This is a genomic window from Fictibacillus marinisediminis (assembly GCF_023149135.1).
Classification (GTDB): Bacteria; Bacillota; Bacilli; order Bacillales; family Fictibacillaceae; genus Fictibacillus_C; species Fictibacillus_C marinisediminis.
This window is the reverse complement of the sequence record NZ_JAIWJX010000002.1, coordinates 1974524-1996791: the sequence shown is the minus strand read 5'-3', so window position 1 is coordinate 1996791 and position 22268 is coordinate 1974524. Positions and strand designations below refer to the sequence as shown.

At 44.2% G+C, this 22268-nt stretch carries 19 protein-coding genes; all 19 read right to left on the bottom strand.

All coding sequences use genetic code 11. The annotated features are described in order from the left end of the window. Positions 1 to 39: 39 nt before the first annotated feature. The 19 genes from rny to LCY76_RS10670 all read right to left on the bottom strand — a co-directional run bounded on the left by rny (position 40) and on the right by LCY76_RS10670 (position 22074). Positions 40 to 1605, bottom strand: a complete 1566-nt coding sequence (gene rny, locus LCY76_RS10760; RefSeq protein ID WP_053354426.1) for a ribonuclease Y — start codon at positions 1603 to 1605, stop codon at positions 40 to 42. Between the two features lie 417 nt (positions 1606 to 2022). Further along, a complete protein-coding gene (recA, locus tag LCY76_RS10755) occupies positions 2023 to 3072 on the bottom strand; it encodes a recombinase RecA (protein ID WP_248252633.1) in 1050 nt (349 codons plus the stop codon). Positions 3073 to 3196: 124 nt separating this feature from the next. Continuing rightward, positions 3197 to 4438: a competence/damage-inducible protein A gene (locus tag LCY76_RS10750; protein ID WP_248252632.1), complete on the bottom strand. Its 1242-nt coding sequence runs from the start codon at positions 4436 to 4438 to the stop codon at positions 3197 to 3199. Between the two features lie 84 nt (positions 4439 to 4522). Further along, on the bottom strand, positions 4523 to 5101 hold the full coding sequence (gene pgsA, locus LCY76_RS10745) for a CDP-diacylglycerol--glycerol-3-phosphate 3-phosphatidyltransferase (RefSeq protein ID WP_053354429.1): 579 nt from the start codon (positions 5099 to 5101) through the stop codon (positions 4523 to 4525). Positions 5102 to 5149: 48 nt separating this feature from the next. Continuing rightward, the gene (locus LCY76_RS10740) at positions 5150 to 6034 is read right to left on the bottom strand and encodes a helix-turn-helix domain-containing protein (protein ID WP_248252631.1); all 885 of its coding nucleotides are present in this window, start codon (positions 6032 to 6034) and stop codon (positions 5150 to 5152) included. Between the two features lie 25 nt (positions 6035 to 6059). After that, positions 6060 to 6833, bottom strand: coding sequence for a DUF3388 domain-containing protein (locus LCY76_RS10735; RefSeq protein ID WP_248252630.1), 774 nt, complete (start codon positions 6831 to 6833; stop codon positions 6060 to 6062). Between the two features lie 131 nt (positions 6834 to 6964). Further along, positions 6965 to 7222, bottom strand: coding sequence for a DUF3243 domain-containing protein (locus LCY76_RS10730; protein ID WP_248252629.1), 258 nt, complete (start codon positions 7220 to 7222; stop codon positions 6965 to 6967). 94 nt (positions 7223 to 7316) lie between these two features. Continuing rightward, positions 7317 to 8042, bottom strand: coding sequence for an elongation factor P 5-aminopentanone reductase (gene ymfI / locus LCY76_RS10725; protein ID WP_248252628.1), 726 nt, complete (start codon positions 8040 to 8042; stop codon positions 7317 to 7319). A gap of 58 nt (positions 8043 to 8100) precedes the next feature. Beyond that, positions 8101 to 9390 carry an EF-P 5-aminopentanol modification-associated protein YfmH gene (gene yfmH / locus LCY76_RS10720; RefSeq protein WP_248252627.1) on the bottom strand — a complete coding sequence of 430 codons (1290 nt, stop codon included), beginning with the start codon at positions 9388 to 9390 and terminating at the stop codon, positions 8101 to 8103. Between the two features lies 1 nt (position 9391). Beyond that, positions 9392 to 10675: an EF-P 5-aminopentanol modification-associated protein YfmF gene (yfmF, locus tag LCY76_RS10715; RefSeq protein ID WP_248252626.1), complete on the bottom strand. Its 1284-nt coding sequence runs from the start codon at positions 10673 to 10675 to the stop codon at positions 9392 to 9394. 275 nt (positions 10676 to 10950) lie between these two features. Further along, positions 10951 to 11913, bottom strand: a complete 963-nt coding sequence (locus LCY76_RS10710; protein WP_053354435.1) for an ABC transporter permease — start codon at positions 11911 to 11913, stop codon at positions 10951 to 10953. Then, positions 11913 to 12968: an ABC transporter permease gene (locus LCY76_RS10705; protein ID WP_248252625.1), complete on the bottom strand. Its 1056-nt coding sequence runs from the start codon at positions 12966 to 12968 to the stop codon at positions 11913 to 11915. The genes LCY76_RS10710 and LCY76_RS10705 overlap by 1 nt, the downstream gene beginning before the upstream one ends. Beyond that, positions 12965 to 14494 (bottom strand): ABC transporter ATP-binding protein, encoded by a 1530-nt coding sequence (locus LCY76_RS10700; RefSeq protein WP_248252624.1) that lies wholly within the window; start codon positions 14492 to 14494, stop codon positions 12965 to 12967. The genes LCY76_RS10705 and LCY76_RS10700 overlap by 4 nt, the downstream gene beginning before the upstream one ends. Before the next feature lie 133 nt (positions 14495 to 14627). Further along, on the bottom strand, positions 14628 to 15698 hold the full coding sequence (locus LCY76_RS10695) for a BMP family lipoprotein (RefSeq protein WP_248252623.1): 1071 nt from the start codon (positions 15696 to 15698) through the stop codon (positions 14628 to 14630). 89 nt (positions 15699 to 15787) lie between these two features. Beyond that, positions 15788 to 16513: a GntR family transcriptional regulator gene (locus LCY76_RS10690; RefSeq protein ID WP_248252622.1), complete on the bottom strand. Its 726-nt coding sequence runs from the start codon at positions 16511 to 16513 to the stop codon at positions 15788 to 15790. Positions 16514 to 16726: 213 nt separating this feature from the next. Beyond that, positions 16727 to 19081: an FtsK/SpoIIIE family DNA translocase gene (locus LCY76_RS10685; protein ID WP_248252621.1), complete on the bottom strand. Its 2355-nt coding sequence runs from the start codon at positions 19079 to 19081 to the stop codon at positions 16727 to 16729. Positions 19082 to 19175: 94 nt separating this feature from the next. Further along, positions 19176 to 19406, bottom strand: coding sequence for a YlzJ-like family protein (locus LCY76_RS10680; protein ID WP_062231824.1), 231 nt, complete (start codon positions 19404 to 19406; stop codon positions 19176 to 19178). Next, positions 19403 to 20146: a ClpP family protease gene (locus LCY76_RS10675; protein WP_248252620.1), complete on the bottom strand. Its 744-nt coding sequence runs from the start codon at positions 20144 to 20146 to the stop codon at positions 19403 to 19405. Before LCY76_RS10675 ends, LCY76_RS10680 begins: the two co-directional genes overlap by 4 nt. Before the next feature lie 254 nt (positions 20147 to 20400). Further along, on the bottom strand, positions 20401 to 22074 hold the full coding sequence (locus LCY76_RS10670; protein ID WP_248252619.1) for a ribonuclease J: 1674 nt from the start codon (positions 22072 to 22074) through the stop codon (positions 20401 to 20403). Between the last annotated feature and the right edge of the window lie 194 nt (positions 22075 to 22268).

The following is a 22268-nucleotide window of genomic DNA, read 5'->3' as shown; positions in this document are numbered from 1 at the left end:
CATTCTGTATAAAAACAAAATAAAGTGGTATACACCACTTTATTTTGCGTACTCAACAGCTCTTGTTTCCCGAATGACTGTTACTTTAATATGTCCTGGATAATCCAGTTCATTTTCAATTTTTTTCGTAATATCCCGTGCTAAACGGTAAGAAGCCAAATCATCGACTAAATCTGGTTTAACCATGATTCTGATTTCTCTTCCGGCCTGGATCGCAAATGATTTTTCCACGCCGTCAAACGACTCGGAAATCTCTTCGAGTTTTTCCAGACGTCTGATATATGTTTCCAACGTTTCACGTCTAGCTCCAGGTCTTGCTGCTGACAATGCATCAGCGGCGGCAACAAGAGTAGCGATAATTGAAGTTGGTTCTGTATCTCCGTGATGGGAAGCAATTGAATTGATAACTACTGGATGTTCCTTATACTTGGTTGCCAATTCCACACCGATATCGACGTGGCTGCCTTCTACTTCATGATCAATCGCTTTCCCAATGTCATGAAGCAAACCTGCACGGCGGGCCAAATGAACATCTTCTCCAATTTCTGCTGCCATCAAACCGGCGAGGTACGCTACTTCCATTGAATGTTTCAATACATTTTGGCCGTAGCTTGTACGGTACTTCAAACGCCCTAAGATCTTAATCAAATCAGGATGAAGTCCATGAACTCCTACTTCAAAAGTAGTCTGCTCACCTACTTCCCTGATATACTCGTCCACTTCACGGCGAGATTTTTCAACCATCTCTTCGATTCTGGCAGGATGAATTCTGCCATCTTGAACGAGCTTGTCAAGCGCCATACGGGCAATTTCCCTGCGGATCGGGTCAAAACCAGAAAGAATGACGGCTTCAGGCGTATCATCAATGATCAAATCAATGCCTGTTAGCGTTTCCAGCGTACGGATATTTCGTCCTTCGCGCCCGATAATTCGGCCCTTCATCTCATCATTTGGCAAGTTCACGACAGAAACTGTCGTTTCAGCAACGTGGTCAGCCGCGCATCGCTGGATCGCAAGAGAAAGAATCTCTTTTGCTTTTTTATCCGCTTCTTCTTTAGCGCGATTTTCCATATCCTTCACCATCATAGCCATTTCATGAGAAACTTCGTTTTCTACCTCGCCCATGATGATCAGCTTGGCTTCTTCACGCGTAAAGCCGGATATACGTTCCAGTTCTCTTTGCTGCTCTCTGAGCAGCTCCTCCACTTTGCTTTCAATCTCTTCAATTTGTCGTTGTTTTTTGGTGAGAGACTCCTCACGCTTCTCCAATGATTCCTCTTTTTTATCAAGAGTCTCACTTTTCCGGTCAAGAATCTCTTCTTTTTGTACCAATCGTTGTTCTTGTCTCTGAAGCTCATTTCTGCGTTCACGAATGTCGCGCTCTGCTTCTGTTCTTAGCTTATGGATTTCATCCTTGGCTTCAAGCAGGGCTTCCTTCTTGCTCGCTTCACCATCTCGCTTTGCTTCTTCAACGATCTGAGCAGCAGCATTTTCCGCGCTTGAAATTTTTGCTTCGGCAATTTTTTTCCTAACAAGATATCCGACAACTGCACCGACACCTGCTGAGACAAGCAAACTGGAGATGAAGACAATAATGTTTTCCATGTTTCCACCTCCTCTTGCTATCTACTTTTTTTACTGGGTCATAAGCATCATTCGTGTAACAAAGTGTTGTGCACAAGTCATGCCATTCTCATTTCAGGTTATATCTTTTAATTTCAAATGAAATCAAAGTATACCTCCATTTTATAAAGGACAGCACGTTATGTCAAGAGATGTCAAATTATCTATGATAAATCTTCCTTTCAAAATTGGCAAGTTTTATTTATATCCAATCAAAGGAAATTATACCGGCCATGAACAGACAGGGCTGTGACCCTGTCCGGCTGCGGACGCCAAGCGTGAACTGCAGTTTATTTGCAGATATTACGCAGTCTATTTATCTCACAAATCTCTGTTAAACTAATACTTTCCTATCCTTTTAAAAAAACCGTACATAGCAGGTATGTACGGTCTAAAACGCTATTCGGTTAATTCAAACTCCTCAGATTCTTCCTGTGTCGCAGGTTCTGGAGTGTTGGCTTCTTCACCGAGGCGATAGTAGCCTCTGATCTGTGTAATGATCTCTTCTGCTACTTCCTTGTTCTCTTTCAGGAATTGTTTGGAATTCTCTCTTCCCTGACCGAGGCGGTCTCCTTCAAAGGAATACCAGGCACCGCTTTTTTGAACGACGTCAATATCGGAACCGATATCAAGGATTTCACCTTCTCTTGAAATCCCTTCACCATACATGATGTCTACTTCCGCCGTCTTGAATGGAGGAGCCACTTTATTTTTAACCACTTTAATTCTTGTTTTGTTCCCTACCATATCCGTGCCCTGTTTCAATGTTTCAGCACGGCGTACTTCCAAACGGACGGAAGAATAGAACTTTAATGCACGGCCCCCAGGTGTAGTTTCCGGGTTCCCGAACATCACGCCGACTTTTTCACGGATCTGGTTAATGAAGACCGCGATGGTTTTTGATTTGCTGATCGCTCCGGAAAGTTTTCTTAATGCCTGAGACATCAGTCTTGCCTGAAGGCCTACGTGGGAATCTCCCATTTCTCCTTCGATCTCTGCTTTAGGAACCAAAGCCGCAACCGAGTCAATGATCAGAATATCCACTGCTCCGCTTCGGACAAGGGCTTCCGCGATCTCAAGAGCCTGTTCGCCAGTATCCGGCTGAGATAAAAGAAGCTCATCAATGTTTACGCCGAGCTTTTGTGCATAGACAGGATCAAGCGCATGTTCTGCATCAATGAACGCAGCTTGTCCGCCGTTTCTCTGCACTTCTGCAATCGCATGCAGAGCAACTGTTGTCTTACCGGATGATTCAGGTCCGTATACTTCGATGATCCGTCCTCTTGGATAACCGCCTACGCCAAGTGCGATATCAAGCGCAAGAGATCCGCTGGAGATGGTGGAAACTCTCTGTTCAGCCTGCTCGCCAAGTTTCATGATGGATCCTTTTCCGAATTGTTTTTCAATCTGGCGCAAGGCCATTTCCAATGCCGCTTTGCGGTCGCTCATGTAATCACTCCTCAAATTTATATCATTGCACATGTAAGTACATTGTGATGTCATTTCCTATAGCTTTATTTTACTTCTTTTTTCACCGTTTGCCAATCTTTTTGCGAACATTTATTCGATTTTTTTATTGTCCTTTTTTGACCTTTGATAATAAGTAAAACAATCCGTACATCACAGACCTCTCTCTGACAGCGGTCCTCGAACCGGATAATGCCAGCGGGTACACTTTGGTGCCTGATTCATCCGCCAGGCCGATAAAGACCGTGCCGGCTTCTTTGTTTTCACTTGGTCCCGGTCCTGCAACCCCGGTAAAACTGATGCCGATATCCGATCCGGTCAGGTTTCTTATCTTTTCCGCCATCTGTTTCGCGCAGTTCTCGCTGACCGCTCCCTCGGACACAAGCAGCTCATGAGAAACACCAAGCAGTTGCTCTTTTATCTCATTCGTATAACAAACAACTGAGCCTTTGAATATTTCCGAGCTGCCCGGCGTGTCGGTTATCTGCTTTCCAAACCATCCGCCTGTCAGACTCTCGGCAGAAGAAACGGTCAGCTTTTTATCTTTCAGCTGTTCTGCTGCTGCTTTTTGCAAGGAATCATTTCCGTATCCGTATAGAAACTCTCCTACCCGCTCACGGATTTTTCCTTCCAGCACGTCCAGCTGCTCTTGGGCAATCTTGCTGTCCAGAAATTTTGCTGAGAGCCTGAGTGTAACTTCATGGTTTCCAGCGAGAGGCGCCACAGTCGGATTACTCTGCTGATCGATAATGTCCTGAAGTGTCGCTTCAAGCAGTGATTCCCCAATCCCGAAGAAACGAAGAACCCGGGAGACGATCGGCTCTTTTCCGGGCAGTCTGCCTGAAAGATAAGGAATCGCAAAGTTGCTGAACATCGGCTGCATTTCTTTGGGAGGACCCGGGAGAAGAATATAGGACAGTCCGTCTTCATGCAGCGCCATTCCCGGAGCCATGCCGTGTTTGTTCGGCAAAATCTCAGAACCTTCAAGAACAAGTGCCTGCTTTCTATTGTTCTCAGACATGACCCTGCCTGTTCTTTTGTAGTACATTTCAATATGATCCATCGCTTCTTGGTCATAGACCAGGTTCTTTCCCAGAACAGTGGCGATGGTTTCTTTAGTGAGATCATCTTTCGTCGGCCCGAGACCTCCGGTAAAGATGAGAAGATTTGAACGGTTCTGTGCTGTTTTTATGACAGATTCCAGCCGTTTCGGATTATCGCCCACGACAGAATGATAGAAAACATTGATCCCTAAGTCTGCCAATTCAGCAGAGATAAATTTAGCATTTGTGTTTGCAATCTGTCCCAACAAGAGCTCGCTTCCAACGGCAATGATTTCTGCATTCATTTGCGTATTCCCCCGTATTGTACGTTTTTAAACGAAGATTTTTCTGATAAAAAAAACAGGAGATTTTCTCTCCTGTTCCTGCTGTTATTTTGATTTTAGCATAACTTCTTTGTTTTGAATAAAATATTCCCATCCTGAATAGAGAGTGATGAGTGTAGCTGCCCACAGGCTGATCTGAGCGAATGGGATACCGATCCATTCAAATGGTATGTTGTGCAGCAGCAATGCAGAAATGGCAATGATCTGGATCCATGTTTTCAGCTTGCCCATCTGGCTTGCTGCGATTACTGCACCTTCAGCTGCTGCTACAAGGCGTATGCCAGTCACCGCGAACTCCCTGCTCAGGATAATGATGACCATCCATGCCGGTGCATAGCCTACTTCAACAAGGGCAACAAACGCAGCGGTAACCAGCAGTTTATCCGCAAGAGGGTCTAAAAACTTCCCAAAGTTTGTAACAAGGTTGAGCTTTCTCGCATAATATCCGTCTACCCAGTCTGTACAGGATGCAATGATGAAAATCAGGGCGGCAGCCAAATGGGTGACTGGAATATCAACATCCAGCCATGTTACCTTTCCCCAATCAAAGGGGGCAAGAAGAACGATCATGAATACAGGAATAAGTAAGATCCTTGAAATTGTAATTTTATTAGGCAAATTCATTTTTATTTCCTCCAATTTTGACAATCATTACACGGCGCTCTACGTAAGTTATTGTTTGCCGGAAGCCGTGTTTTTAATGACGATCCTTTGGTGAATTCCCCTCTTAACAGGCGGAATCGGATATGAGAACGGTTTTTCATTGATCGTCATTTTTGCAAAATTGGCGGCACCAATATTAAGTTCAACATCTTTCTCACCTGATAAGTCATAGCTGGCTGTATCACCTTTTTTAAACATCTTGCTAGCCAATGTCTTGCTGCCTGTTTTCACTTCGAGATATACCGGCCCGTCCATCTTAAAGGCGATTTTAAAGTCATCCGCCTGGCTTAGCTCATATGTAGTGGTAATTCCCTGTGTAGCCTGCTTGTTCAGAGTAAATTCTTTTTTCTTCGGTTCTGCCGGTTTCTTTGGTGAATCACTATTCGCGGGCTTCTCCGGTTTTTTATCTTTGGCCTTGTTTGTATTCTCAGCCTTCTTGCTCTTATCAGGCTGAACACTGGCAGGTTTATTTGAGTCCTTTGAATCAGCGCCGTCATTCCCTCTGTTGGCAAGGTAGGCCCAAACACCGATCAGAAGTGCCAGAACGACAGCAAAAATCAGTACTTTAGGCAGCCAGCTTGATAATACAGAGTCCTTTGAACCCATGGCCTGCTTACTCCGTTCTGATCGGGGAACAAATTCTGTCGGTTCTTTTTCGGCTTTTGGAATTTCATTTTCAAATTGGGTAAAGACTTCTTCAAAATTGAGCCCTACTGTTTCGCTGTAATTTTTTATAAACGCTCTGGCATAGAAAGAACCTGGTAGAATCTCGTATCGTCCTTCTTCAATCGCCTGCAGATAGCGTTTTTGTATTTTTGTTTCAGTTTGAAGCTGTTCAAGAGAAAGACCTTTTTCTTCCCTTTTTTCTCTTAAGTAATTTCCTAATTCAGTCAAATTTACCACCTTCCACTAATTGAAGTTATTCAAATGCGGAAAATCCTACATCTGTCTCTATTACTTCATATGTAATTTCTTCATTCGAATCGTTTCTAAGCTCGATAATATAATCAAAATCGTCAATGCTGTATTCGGTCTGCTGAACGAATACATCTGGATGCTCGATGACCTTCGCTGATGGAAGACGCATGATTTCCCTGATCAGCTGCCAGTGCCTTTCATTTGAACGCCTCGATGACACGATGCCGTCAATAATATAAACATTATCTGTGCTGTATTCATCATCCGCAAGCTGTGTCCGAATGGTTTGCTTGAGCAGCGTAGAAGATATAAATACCCATTTTTTGCTCGCGCAAACACTCGATGCTACGATCGATTCAGTCTTTCCGACCCTTGGCATTCCCCGGATGCCGATCAGTTTATGGCCCTCGACTTTATACAGTTCGGCTAAAAAGTCAACGAGGAGCCCAAGTTCGTCTCTTACAAATCTGAATGTTTTTTTATCGTCTGCGTCCCGTTGTATGTAACGTCCATGCCGGACGGCGAGAATATCTCGTAATTTGGGTTTACGGAATTTCGTGACTGTAATATTATCCATCGATTGTAAAATGGAACGAAGGCGGTCTACTTTCTCTTGTTTGTCAACAATGAGAAGCAGCCCTCTTCTTTCGTTGTCAACGCCATTGATGGTCACAATATTGATTCCCAGCATCCCGAGAAGAGATGAAATGTCACCCAGGAGACCAGGACGATTTTTATTAATTTCATATTCAAGATACCATTCCTGTTCGCCCACTCTTCATCTCCCTTTCCTATTTCCTTTAGTTATCAGTAATTTCCCACTTCATTAATTAATAATATCTGATTTCAATTTATTATGAAAGAAAAATAAAAGGATGTTAAGAAAAATTCTTAACATCCTTTTATTTACTGTCCGTTGTCGTGCTGAACTAATTTCACCATCATGTTGGCAATGGCGTGCTTTTCATCATCGCTTGCAACACTCCAAAGATCAGCAAGTACTTTTTCTTCAGAGTTCTTAGGGTCTACATGAGAAGCAAGGTAGCCACCGATTTCAGTTGCAAGGTTGGATACGGTTGACTGGTCCATTCCCTGTCCTTGAGCATGCTCAAGACGGTCAGAGAGAAAATTCTTCCACTGTCCAAAGTTATCTAATACAGACATTTATTTTCCTCCTTAAAATATGGTACATACTATAATATTTCAAGAAGGAACTGAAATTATGCATCGTGCAGGACATTTCCCGGTGTTTCTGCAATTAATTATGCCAGCCGCCTGTTGCAGAAATAATATGCCCATTGATATAAGATGAGCGGTCTGACAAAAGGAACATAACGATTTCCGCCATTTCTTCCGTCCGGCCTAGCCGGCCTTCTGGAATCTGTTCTTTCAGCGAGTTCAATTCTTCCTCAGTAAAATCCTCCATCATCCGTGTCTCGACCGCGCCGGGAGCGATGCCGTTCACCCTGATGCGGTTTGGGGCCGCCTCTTTGGCTAATGCTTTGACGAATGTATTCAGGCCGCCTTTTACGGCTGAATAAACGACTTCACACGAAGCACCTACTGATCCCCACACAGATGAGATGACGATGATGTTTCCTTTTCCTCTCTTCATCATAGCTGGCAGTAGATGTTTCGAGATCAAGATCGGACTTGTCAAATTCAGCTGTACCATTTTCTGCACCGTCTCGCTGTCCATATCTGTCAGCAGTCCGTAATAAGCACCAGCACTGTTATGTATAACGGTATCGATCGGCATAAAGAGTGATGACAGCAATTTATCAGTTCCGGCAGGATCTGATAAATCTGCCTGCACCAATAGGGTTTCAACACCGAATGCAATGACCTCTTGCTGGAGATCTCTTGCTTGCCGGCTGCTCCGATGGTAATGGAGAATAAGATTGAAGCCATTTTTTGCAAGCGCCCGGCAGATGCTCGAACCGATCCCGCCGCTTGCCCCTGTCACTAAAACCCAGCCTGACATATCATTTTCACCTGCTTAAAAACATCCCTGCTTATGAGCAGGGATGTTTTTTCCTTCATTATGACTGTTTTTTCTTAACCTGGCAAATGGTCAGCTGGCTATCCTGAAAATGGTCACTCAGCGCCTTTTCAAGGTGTGCAGCCGTTAAATCTTCAAACGTCGGGATCACGTCAAAAAGATTCATGCCGTTAAATTCATACCTGGTGAATTGATTCGCGATAAACTCGGGCGAGTTCAGCGCTCTTAAAAAAGAACCAATTTTCTTTTTTCTTGCTCTCTCCAGATCTTCTGGGTTGATATCCGTTTTCTTGAAATCCTCTACCATACGCGAAATGGTATCAGCGAAAGCATCAGGATCAGATGTATCGCCTCCGATCATGGAGAAACCGTAGCCTTGCTCTTCTGTATAATCAAAAGAAAAAGAAGGATCGATCAGCCCATCATTATAAAGCTTCTCGTAATTCTTGGTGCTCTTTCCAAACATCATCTCCAGCAGCAAATTTACGGAGAGTTCCCGGAGAAGCAGTTCTTTCCCTTGCCTTTCGGGACGTTTCTCTTTATATCCCATATAGCACTTCGGTGTTTGGACCGGCATGTTCAACACTTCTTTTCTTTTGGCGGGCTGAGCTGGTTCCTCATCAAAAAAGCGCTCGATCGGCGGCTTGTCTTTATAGTCCTTTCCGGCCTGGTTCTTCTCGACGAGATCCATGATCTTTTCTGCATCAACTGGCCCTACAATAAAGAGGAGCATGTTGCTCGGATGGTAGAAGGTCTCATAGCATTCATACAGATCATCTTTTGTAATTTTGGCAATCGATTCAACCGTTCCCGCAATGTCGATGGACACTGGATGGTTTTGATACATGTTGGCGATCAAACCGAAATACACTCGCCAGTCCGGGTTGTCATCGTACATTCTGATTTCCTGTCCAATGATTCCCTTTTCTTTCTCTACCGTCTTTTCGGTAAAATAGGGTGCCTGAACGAAATCGATCAATGTCGTCAGGTTCTTTTCAACATCACCGGTCGTTGAAAACAAATAAGCGGTCCGTTTGAAGGTAGTAAAAGCATTGGCCGATGCTCCCTGTTTGCTGAAATCCTGAAAAACGTCACCGTGCTCTTTTTCAAAAAGCTTATGCTCCAGGAAATGGGCGATTCCATCCGGCACCTTGACTGGTTCGTTCTCTCCAAACGGAACAAAATGATTATCCACGGATCCATAATTAGTCGTAAACGTTGCATAGGTTTTATTGAAATCCTTTTTTTCTAAAATGAATACTTTCAGTCCGTTTTCAAGGGTCTTGCAGTTTAGGGTCTCTTTGAGCTGCTTAAAATGAATTTGTTCCATATTATTCATCTCCCCTCCCTCTTAAGAAATAGATCGTATCTAGTTCAATCTTTTTTGAAACACCGATCACTTGTTCTTTCGTAACATTCTCGATGCCTTCGAGCCATTCCTCAATACTCCGTTTATGCCGGGAGACTACTTCGTGATAAAGCACCTCCACCAAACCTGTAGAATCATCCACCGTCTCAAGGATTTGGTTTCGGATCATCGCTTTCGTCTGCTCCAGTTCACCGTCAGAAATGTTGCCGTTTTGAATTTCTTTTAACTGTTCATTAATGATTTTTACTGTTTTTTCATAATTATTGGTTTCAATCCCTGACATAACAAAAATAATCCCTTTATGACTCTCAAAACGAGAAGCAGCATAATAGGCCAGACTCTCTTTCTCACGGACGTTCATGAATAGTTTGGAATGCGAAAAACCGCCGAAGACGCCGTTGAATACTTGAAGAGGAAGATATTCCGGATCGGAGTACGTAATGTAGGTGCGGTATCCCATGTGGAGCTTTCCTTGCTGCACTTCCTGCTCTTCAAATATCTCTTTCACTTCATCCACTCTTCGCTTTCCTGAGGAAGCTACTCGTTTCGGCTCTGCTTTAGCATTTGGAAACACAAAATGCTTTGCCGTAAAATCCTTGAGAATTTCTTTGGAAACATCTCCCACGACATACAAATGGACCTCGTCTTCCTGGATGACTTTCTTATAATAATCATATAAAATCTCAGGAGTGATGGAATCGACTTCCTTTTCGCTTCCGTATACATTGAAACGATAAGGCTCGTCTTCGAACATCTCCTCGATCAGGCGCTTGTTGGCATACCTCATCTTATCATCGTATATGGATTCAATCTGCTGCTTTAACGTCCGTTTTTCTTTCTGGACGATATCGGATAAAAATGCATTCCCCTGTTTTGCCGGCTTGAGCAGTACATCGGAGAGCAGTTCAAACGCCTTGTCGAGCAAAGGTGTATTATCCGATAGAAATTTTTCATTCGCTACATCGATTCTCAGGGTGATAACCTGATATTCTCCTTTTTTAGAGAGATCCGCCCCCAAGGTTGCTCCATAAAGGCTGTCCAGCGCTTCTCGGAGCTCTTTACTGCTAGGAAATCTCTCTGTCCCGCTCTGCAAAACATAGGGAAGCAGGGCACGTCTAGTAACTTCCTCCTCCACGATCGGACTTTTCAGCTGAAGAATTAAGGAAGTGGTCTTATATTTAGTGGTTTCGACTGTATGTAAGGTAATACCGGGCAAGTCAGCCACATGATGGTCTACGAGTGTCATTTCGCTTCCTCCCTTTTCGAAATAATTGTAAATCATACTTTCTAGTGTACCCACATTCCATAGTAATCATGACTTTTCCTGCTTCAAACAAAAAAGAGGCTGTCCAATAAGCCTAAAAAATAAAACTGTTTTTGTATTGATTGTTGCTCTTGGAAGGTTGATGAAGTTTCTAGACATACAGGTCCCCAAAGCAACAACCTTTTAAAAAAACTTGCATGAAAAAAGAGACTGCCAGAAGGTCAGCTACTCTGACTTTCTGGACAGTCCCCTCAAAATTATCTTTTTCCTTTTTCGTAAGGCTGTCCGGATGCCTTTGGCGCGTCTGCACGGCCAACAAATCCTGCTAGGGCAAGAATCGTAAGCACATAAGGCGCGATCAGCAGATAAACATCAGGAATATCCTTGAGAAGAGGGATCTGTTCCCCTGTGATGCTTAAACTTTGAGCAAGCCCGAAGAACAAGGCCGCTCCCATCGCTCCAAGCGGATGCCATTTCCCAAAAATCATCGCAGCAAGAGCCATGAAGCCTTGTCCTGAGATCGTTGACTGTGTGAAGTTTCCAGCGATGGAAGCCACATAGATGGCTCCGCCCAGGCCAGCGAACGCACCCCCGATGATAACAGAAATATAACGGGTTTTATTAACATTGATCCCCATCGTATCAGCAGCCATCGGATGTTCACCTACAGAACGAAGACGAAGGCCGAACGGCGTTTTGTAAATGATATACCAAACGACAAAAGCCAGGAAAATCGCTACAAAAGAAGTAGAGTATGCATTGGAGAAGAACAGGTCTCCGATGACCGGAATCTTGGACAGCACCGGAATATCTCCTTTGCCGATCCGTTCCTGAATATCAGGCGTCTGGCCTGCATCAAAAAGTTTCTTCGTCAAAAAGATGGACAGTCCCGCTGCAAGGAAGTTAAGAGCAACACCGCTGACGACTTGATCGGCCTTCAGCGAAATGCTTGCCACTGCATGTGGAACAGCAAAGAGTGCACCCCCAACGATAGCTACTGCAAAACTCATCCATGGAGAAGCAGCGCCCAACCCCCATTGTTCACCATAGTGGGTAAAGATCGCACCTAAAAATGCGCCGAACATCATAAGTCCTTCAAGTCCAATATTAACAACACCAGAACGTTCACTGAAAACTCCGCCCAAAGCAGTAAGGATAAGGGGAGCTGCTGAAACGATCGCAGCAGGCACAATAAGGGCAAGGATATCGAAGAAGTCCATTAAAGTTTACCCCCTTTAGTAAATCGGTTGGTCAGCCAGCGGATAAGGTAACTGGACGCCACAAAGAAAATGATCAATGCGATGACGATTCCAATAAGTTCAGTGGGAACTCCTGCGGTAGACTGCATAGTAAGAGCACCGATTTTCAGTCCTCCAAACAAAAGGGCGGCGACAATGATCCCTACCGATCCATTGGCTCCGAGCAAGGAAACGGCGATTCCATCGAATCCTACCCCTGTAAACGCGTTATTGATCGTCATATATTGATAGGTTCCAAGGCCTTCCATCGTTCCCGCAGCACCCGCAAAGGCACCTGAGATAGCCATGGCTAGGATAATATTTTTCGATACGCTGATTCCCGCATACTGTGAAGCATGCTGGTTGAAGCCGACTGCTCTTAATTCATAGCCGGTTGTTGTTTTCCATAATACAAACCACATAATAAGTGCACCAATAATAGCTACAACAATTCCGTAATGAAGACGAGAAAAATCAGTCAGCTGCTGAAGCCAAGGAGAAGCCAGGGATGCTGATTCTTTAATATCCTTCGTCCTCTCACCGGGTGCCAGCATATAGGCACGAATAATGGCATTTGTTACATATAGCGCGATATAGTTCATCATGATGGTAGTAATAACTTCATGAACTTTAAAACGCGCTTTCAGGATACCTGGCAGCACTCCCCAGATTGCTCCGGCTAGGGCGCCTGCGATAACCGCTAGTGGCAGGTGGATGATCTTAGGGAGATCAAAGTTGATCCCGACATAGACCGATGCTAGCCAGCCGACAAGCAGCTGCCCTTCCACCCCAATGTTAAAGAGTCCCGTACGAAACGCAAAAGCCACGGCTAATCCCGAAAGAATGAGCGGTGAAGCCGCACGGATCGTTTCACCCATATTGTATCCGTTTCCGAAAATGCCCTCGATTAAAGCAGAATAGGCTTTGATGGGATCATAGTCTGAGACCAGCATGATGATGCCGCCGATCAAAAGTCCCAATAGCACGGATATGGCCGGGACAAGCATATGGAATAAACGGCCTTTAATTACATTCATTGCAAATCACCTGCTTTTTGTTTCTTGCCGCCCGCCATGAGCAGTCCTAGTTCCTGTTCAGTCGTTTGTTTTGGATCTACGACAGCAACAATTTTACCTTCATATATAACCGCGATGCGGTCACTTACATTCATTACTTCATCCAGTTCAAACGATAGAAGAAGGACTGCCTTTCCTTTATCTCGTTCCTGAATCAGTTTGGAATGAATAAACTCAATTGCACCAACATCAAGACCGCGTGTAGGCTGTGCTGCAATAAGGAAATCGGGACTTCTGTCCACTTCCCTTGCAATGATCGCTTTCTGCTGGTTGCCTCCTGATAATGCACGTGCCAGCGTATGTTCACTCGGTGTTCGCACATCAAATTCTTTAATAAGATTATTGGCCTTTTCAAAAATTGCGGGAAATTTAAGAATTTTATTTTTGGAAAACGGCTGTTGGTAATACGTTTGAAGCACCATATTGGTACCGATCGAAAAATCAAGGACCAGGCCATGTTTGTGTCGGTCCTGAGGGATATGCCCCACTCCGGATTCCGTTACCTTTCTCGGCTTATGATTCGTAATGTCCTTGCCGTTAAGCTGGATGGTGCCGCTGGTTGCTTTTCTTAAACCGGTGATCGCTTCGAGAAGTTCAGTCTGTCCGTTTCCGTCCACTCCGGCGATGCCCAGGATTTCTCCTGCCTTGATTTCAAGGGTCAGCCCGTCAACGACCGGCACTTTTCTTGAATCTTCAACGACCAGGTCATTGATTTGCAATACCGGCCCTTTTGGCACAGCATCTTCTTTGTCAACCTTGAAATTCACCTCGCGCCCGACCATCATCGCCGCCAGTTTATCAGGGTTGGTTTCCGCAACGTCGACCGTGCCGATTCCCCGGCCGCGGCGTATAACTGTACAGCGGTCACAAGCTTCCATGATCTCCTTCAGTTTATGGGTGATCAGTATAATTGATTTTCCTTCTGCCACAAGCTTTTTCATGATTTCCATGAGTTCATGAATCTCCTGAGGAGTTAATACAGCTGTCGGCTCATCAAATATTAAAATTTCAGCTCCGCGATAGAGCGTTTTCAAAATTTCCACACGCTGCTGCATTCCAACGGAAATATCCTCGATTTTCGCATTCGGATCTACACGCAAGCCATAACGGTCAGATAAGGCTTTTACTTCTTTCGCTGCTTTTTTCAAATCCACTCTGCCCGCTGTTGTAATCTCTTTGCCAAGAATAATATTTTCTGTTACCGTGAAGTTTTCAACCAGCATAAAATGCTGATGCACCATTCCGATTCCAAGACGATTAGCAACGTTCGGATCAGAGATCGAAATCTTCTGGCCTTTAACGTGGATTTCTCCCTCTTCCGGCTGATACAATCCGAAGAGAATATTCATGAGCGTTGATTTTCCCGCACCATTCTCACCGAGAAGAGCATGAATCTCGCCTTTCCTTACTTGCAATGTGACATTGTCATTGGCAACGATGCCAGGGAATTCCTTGCGGATGTTCCTCATTTCAATGACATACTCCATTGTGTTCACCCCTTATGACAAACTATAAACCTAACAATCTTATTTCTTCATCCTGCAGAGGGAGTCAGAAGTCTAACCTTTCACTGCGTAAATAAAGGCCAGTAAACGAATACCAGCCTTTACTTTTTACCATTTATTTTTTCATATCTGCTTCAAACTTTTTGAACTCTTTATCCGTTTTAGGAACCACAAGGCTTCCGTCCTGGATTTTCTTTTTGTACTCATCAACTTTTGCCAATGCTTCCTTCGTTACATTGTCCTTGTGAGGAGCAATTCCTACACCGTCTTCATTAAGACCGAATTCAACTACTTTTCCGCCAGGGAATTTTCCATCCATCGTATCCTTTGAAACTTGTTCAACAGCTTTGTCTACACGCTTGACCATTGAAGTCAATGTCACATCCTCAGGCATACCTTCTTCGTGCTGATCGCGGTCAACACCGATAACCCAAACTTTTTCACCATTCTTAGCTCGGTTCTTCGCTTCGGTAAATACACCTTTACCTGTTCCGCCAGCTGCATGGTAGATAATGTCTGCGCCTTTTCCGTAGAACGTGTTGGCGATCGCTTGGCCTTTTTCAGCTTTGTTAAAGTCACCAGCGTATTGAACAAAGATTTCGGCTTTTGGATTTGCCGTTTTTACTCCGGCTTTAAATCCGTTTTCAAACTTTTTGATTAATTCACTGTCCACGCCGCCGACAAAACCGACTTTGTTCGTTTTTGTCTGCATCCCAGCAATTAAGCCGACAAGGAATGAACCTTCGTTCTCTTTAAAAGTGATGCTCGCAACGTTCTTTTCAGGAACAACCATATCAACAAGTGCAAGGTGTCCGTTCGGCTGCTGCTTCGCGACTTTTTGGATATCCTGTGCCATCAAGAATCCGATTCCGTAAACAAGATCAAATTTTTCCCTAACTAATGAATTCAGGTTGGGAGCGTAATCACTTGCAGAGGATGATTGAAGATATTTGAAATCTGTACCTTTTTTAAGATCGTTATCTTTACCGAACTTTTGAAGCCCTTCCCAAGCGGATTGGTTGAAGGACTTATCGTCAACACCGCCAGTGTCTGTTACCATCGCCACTTTAAATGCATCTTTTTTGCCGCCGCCAGTTGACTTTTCGCCTTCATCCTTACCACAGGCAGAAAGCAATGTGCCGGCTGCTAAAGCTAGACTTAATAAAACTCCAGTTCTCTTTTTCAATTCTTTTTCCCCCTATTTTTTTATGCGGATAACACTTGTAACACATTGAACAACGGTGTTGCACATCACCCCCTAAAAATGATAGACAGCTATAAGCGCTTTCTTACGACTGTAAAGTTAAATTTATCAGCTCTGAAGTAATTACATGAATAAAGAACAGGCTCATCATTCTGATCATAGTGCATCTGTTTTAAAACGAGAAGAGCCGCTTCCTCAGGACATTCCAGGATCTCCGAAATCCGCTCATGGAAGCCGAGGGGTTCAATGTTTGTTACCGCATACATTACACGCTTGCCGGCTTCTTTTTCAAGCATTTCAAGCATGGAGAGATACTTATGCTGTGATTCAGATGGCATATAAACTGCGGGTATATGGTCGATGCAATAAACGACAGGTTCACAATCAGCCGTTCTTACCCTTTCAACAACATTGATTTCATCGTCTTCTGCAAGATTAAACTTATTCTTCAAGTCATCAGCTGCAGGAATGACGACGGAGGAGACGAAGACGGTGGAAGCCTTTTTGCCTGCTCGCTCAATCATGTCCGTCACACTGAAGAGTTCTTCAATACCAGAGGAAAAGAGTGCTCTGGTTCTGACGAAGGTTCCCACTCCATGTTTTCTGATCAGAACATTTTCGTCTTCAAGAATGCGGAGCGCTTCCCTTAATGTAGCTCTGCTGATGCCCAGCTGTTTAGAAAGCTCAAATTCTGACGGGAGTTTCTCGCCTTCTTCGTAAGTGCCGTTCTCAATGTCGGCTTTCAGTTTCTCAATAACTTTTAAATACAGCAGACGATGATCCGTCTTAATGGACACGTTGTTATTCACCTCTATGACAACCAAAACCAATAACAATTTACTGTTTTTCAGTGTAATGTTTATTTGACAAATATTTAAAATAATCGACATAAATATATCATTTTTATCTATAGAAATAAATACTATTTTTAGAGAATTTTTTAAAACCGAGAATAAACGCATTATTCAGATAAATAAGATAAAAAAACAGAACCCTTAAAAAGGGTTCTGTTAAGAGCTTGATGCTTGATTCTGTTCGGGAAGTGAGGTAAGCAGAACCTCTCTCGGCTTGCTGCCCTCATAAGGCCCGATGACACCTTTGGCCTCCATCGCATCCACCAGCCGGGCGGCACGAGAGTAGCCGATACGAAAGCGCCGCTGCAGCATGGAAACGGATGCTGTCTGCATGTCGACGACTAGCTTTACGGCTTCAGGAAACAGATCATCCTCCATTTCCATGGTAACTTGTGCTTCTTCAGTTGGAATCATCTCTTTTTGGTATTGCGCTTTTTGCTGTGATATTACAAACTCCACAATCTTTTCTACTTCTTGATCCGAAAGAAAAGCTCCTTGAATTCTGGTCGGTTTGGATGCACCTGAAGGCAGGAAGAGCATGTCGCCTCGGCCCAGCAGCTTTTCAGCGCCGCCCATATCCAATATCGTTCTAGAATCAGTCTGAGAAGAGACACTGAAAGCGATGCGTGAAGGAATATTCGCTTTAATGATCCCTGTGATAACATCAACAGAAGGTCTCTGCGTAGCAATGATCAGGTGGATTCCTGCAGCACGAGCCATCTGGGCAAGGCGGATGATCGCATCCTCGACATCTCCTGAAGCAACCATCATCAAATCTGCCAGCTCGTCCACAATGACTACAATATAAGGCAAGGAAGGCTGTTTGGCCCCGCTCTCATTGTTCTGTCTTTTAATACTGTCGTTGTATCCTTCTATGTTTCTCGTACCGCTATGGGAGAACAGTTCATAACGCCGTTCCATCTCACTTACGACCCTTTTTAAAGCTTGTGCTGCTTTTTTCGGCTCTGTAACAACAGGTGCCAGCAAGTGAGGGACGCCATTGTACACGTTCAGTTCTACCATCTTTGGATCGATCATCATCATCTTGACTTCATGAGGCTTCGCCCGCATCAAGATGCTTGTTATAATGCCGTTGATACATACGCTTTTCCCGCTTCCTGTTGCTCCTGCAACAAGGAGATGGGGCATTCTCGAAAGCTCTGCGAAAATCGGCTCGCCCGAGATATCACGCCCGAGACCAATCGCCAGTCTGGAGGTTTGTTTCTGATACTGGCTGGACTCAAGTACTTCTCTTAAAGTAACTGTAGCTACTTCTTGGTTGGGAACCTCGATACCGACAGCTGACTTTCCAGGTATCGGTGCCTCAATCCTAATGTCTTTAGCAGCAAGAGCTAGGGCGATATCGTCCGCCAAGTTGACGATTTTGCTGACTTTTACGCCCACATCAGGATATACTTCATACTTCGTAACAGCAGGACCAAGATGGACTTTCAGCACTCTTGCTTTTACCCCGAAGCTCTCAAATGTCTTCTCAAGTTTTTTAGCATTGCTTTTACTTGCTGCATACTGCCTTTCTTTATGCTGGCCAGTAGCAGCTGGCCGATCTAAGAGGTCCATGGAAGGAAGTGCATAGTTTTCATTATGTTCTTCTTCTGTCTGTTCAAAGCTTGCTTGCAATCCTGCCTGTTCAGAATCTTCTTGTTTTTGTTCTGTCTTCTCATTTTTTTCTTCATGAAATCCTTTTGAGCCAAATTTCAGCTGTACGGCAGAACTCTCGTCGCGGTCCAAGTTCCTGGTAAAATCCTCAATGATCGGCTCATAATCTTCGTCTGCAGGCTTATGTTCTCCTTGCTGCTCATCCACTGAAGGCGCTTCTTTTTTAGATGTTCGTTTTTCGCTTTTCCTCTGGCTTTTTTTTAATTCTTGTGTTTTAGCCTGCAGAGATTCGTATGTATGAGAAAAAAAGTTGCCGGCTGCCTCTACGATTTTTGAAATGACACCTGACAGTGATTTTCCTGTGATGAGAATCAGTGAAATAATCATAACAAAAACAAGAATGACGCCAGAGCCCTGTACTCCGAACAAAAAGTGAAACATTGCAAAACCGACTGATCCGATCATCCCGCCTCCGAGATCTGCCTCTGGCGTGTTCCCTGAAAGCTGTGACCAATAGATCTCCCAAGTATTCCTGATGACAGACGTATCTGCCCATCTCCCCTGTTTTGAAAGCAGAGAAAATAATTTCAGATGGCTAAGAATGAGCATCGATATGTAGAACAAATAAAATCCCGCAAGCCTTTTTCCCCAAACCGGCGGAGTCTTGCGTTTCCAGATTAAATAGATTGACACGGCCAGCGTTCCGACGAGAAGCACGCCGTACCATTCGCCGCTGAAGAATCTGAGAAACTGTACAAAAGCCAGTCCTACTTTTCCCATTCGGGCCAATGCAAGCATCGTTAAAGCAAGCAAAAGAAGGCCGGCAAGTTCATAGCTTAATTGTTCTTTCCAAGCTGACGTTTTTTTTGAAGCTTTTTTATTTCTTTTCGCCATTCTTTCACCTCTTAACTAAACCAAGTAAAGCAGCCGCTTGAGGGCTGCTTTTATTCTTTATTATATCACAGGACCTGGCCTGTTTACTATCGCTTTAGAAATGGCCTGCTCTTAGAATTTGGCCTGGGCAGCAGTCGGCATTCATAAAATGGGCAGGATCAGTGCTGATCACCCGTACCACTTTATATTCCATTGGGGAGATCTGCTCCACAAGGACCGGGATATCGTTAAAAAGCATGGTGGATTGAACGCTGTTTTCAGCTGATTGCCCTTCCTGTCCTTCAGGAAACATGAGTTCATGAGGCATGAGTGTATACCAGGTCATTGGATCACCTCAAGTCCTTCATCCGGTTTTTCTCGGTGCTGCTCCATCAGTTCGTTCAGCTTCGCGATCGCCTGGCCGACACCGCCGACTTCATTGATTAGTCCATCATTGACAGCATCTTTTCCAATCACATTCGTCCCGATATCCCTGGTTAGGTTTCCTTTGGAAAACATAAGTTCTTTAAATTTTTCTTCGGTTATTTCTGAATGTGAGGTAACGAAATTGATGACCCTTTCCTGCATCTTATCGAGATATTCAAACGTTTGAGGCACCCCGATAACCAGCCCGGTAAGCCTGACAGGATGAATTGTCATCGTTGCGGTTTTTGCGATGAAGGAATAATTTGCTGAAACAGCAATCGGCACTCCAATCGAATGCCCACCTCCAAGAACGAGTGAAACGGAAGGCTTGGAAAGCGAGGCGATCATTTCAGAGATGGCAAGACCTGCTTCAACGTCCCCTCCCACCGTATTTAAGATGATCAGCAGCCCTTCAATCTTCGGGTTTTGCTCGATCGCAACCAATTGAGGGATCAGATGCTCATACTTCGTTGTTTTGTTGTTCGGCGGAAGCTGAACATGTCCTTCTATCTGGCCTACAATCGTAAGGCAGTGGATACTAGAGCCTTCCATCTGCGGAACGTTTGTTTGTCCGAGTGACTGCAGTTTATTTACGAGACTGTTCTGATCCGAATTGTTGTTGGGCAATGACGGCTGTTTTGGTTCTTGTTCCTGATTCATACGAATAACCCCCTTATGCTTGTTCAGCATTTTCTTTTAGTATGAACGCTGGGGTTATTTTCATTCTGTAAAGAAAAGTGAAAGCGATCTGGAGGGGTATGATTTGAAGCGACCAAAGACGAATTATGGTCCATAATTCGTCCTGAGAGGAACTTTGCTGAAAACAAGAACCATGTTTTCAGCCCTGGGCGCTGGAGCTGGACATTACTTCTATGGGAAGGGACAAATAAAAAAATGCCTGCAGACTGCAGGCATCAGATTTCCATAATAATCGGCATAATCATCGGCCGACGGCGTGTTTTATCAAATAAATAATGACTCAGTGAGTCGCGCATGTTTGATTTTAATGAGGACCAGTCCTTCACTTTCTCCTGCATGCATTTATCGAGCACTTCTGTAACGAGTTTATTGGCTTCCTGAAGCAATTCCTCACTCTCGCGAACGTATACGAATCCGCGGGAAATGATTTCAGGACCTGAGATGATCTGATTGGATGCCCTGCTGATCGTAACGACAACAACCAATATTCCATCCTGAGACAAAAGCTTGCGGTCACGGAGCACAATGTTTCCGATATCTCCTACACCAAGACCATCTACAAGAACATTCCCAGCAGGAACTTTTCCTGTGCGTTTAGCAAGACCGTCCGCAAATTCAACTACTTCCCCTTTTTCAAGGATAAAAATATTTTCAGCTTCAACGCCAACTTGAAGGGCAAGATTTTGATGCGCTTTTTGCATTTTATATTCACCATGTACAGGGATAAAATATTTCGGTTTCATCCAGCTAAGCATCAATTTTAATTCTTCCTGACTGCCATGTCCGGAAACGTGAACTTTGCGCTGTCCGAAAATCACATCTGCGCCCGTACGCATCAATAAGTCCACAATTCGCGCTACAGAACGCTCGTTGCCCGGAATCGGAGTCGCTGCAATCACTACAGTATCGGTATGCCGGATCGCAATCTGTTTATGGGCTTTATGCGCCATGCGCGACAAAGCTGCCATCTGTTCGCCTTGACTGCCCGTTGTTAAAATAACAATACGGTCTTCCGCATAGTTATTCATCTGATCAATAGAAATGACACTGTCTTTCTCAATGTTCAGATACCCTAGATCAGAAGCGATATCAACAACCTTTACCATGCTTCTGCCGGTAATCACAATTTTCTTGTTGGTTTTGGAAGCTGCAGTAAAGATCTGCTGGATCCGGTGGACATTGGATGCAAAGGAAGCAATGATGATTCGGCCCTTTGCTTCAGCAAACACATTATCGATCTCATAACCGACTGATTTTTCTGAGCCGGTCATTCCAGGTCTTTCCGCATTTGTGCTGTCAGAAAGCAAACATAATACACCTTTGCTGCTCAGCTCAGCGATTTTGCCAAAATCCGTATGCTTTCCATCAATCGGAGACTGGTCAATTTTAAAGTCCCCTGTATTCACGATGACTCCCTGCGGCGTGTGAACGGCAATGCCGACGGAATCAGGAATACTGTGGTTTGTGCCAAAGAAAGTAACTTTATACTCTCCAAAGTCAAGGACGGATTCTGCACTTACTAAGTGGGTTTGAGTGCTCTTATGAAGTCCAGCTTCTTTCAGCTTTGCTTCTACAAGCCCAAGGGTAAGCTTCGTTCCGTAAACAGGAACAGGAAGCTGCTTTAAAATAAAAGGAAGGCCGCCGATGTGGTCTTCGTGTGCATGGGTCAGAAAAATTCCCTTCACCCTGTCCTTATTCTGGACAAGATAGGTGATATCAGGGATCACGATATCGATGCCAAGCATCTCCTCCTGAGGAAACATTAATCCTGCATCCAGGACAAAGATATCTTCACCCGCTTCGACCACATACATGTTTTTGCCTATTTCGCCAATACCGCCCAGGGCAAAAACTTTAATCTTTTCGCTATTTTGTTGTTTCGTTGTCAATGTAATAATCCTCCTAGTTGATGTGTTTATGTATTCTCCGTTCACGTCACTTGAATTCATTATAGCTTATGTTCGAAAGCGAATACAAGATAAAGAAGGCACGGCTTATGTTTTTATCGGTCGATGTTTCACTTATGTACGGCGGGAAATAGCGCTGGAACTCCCTATGTGATTGAAAATCAACAAAAAGACAA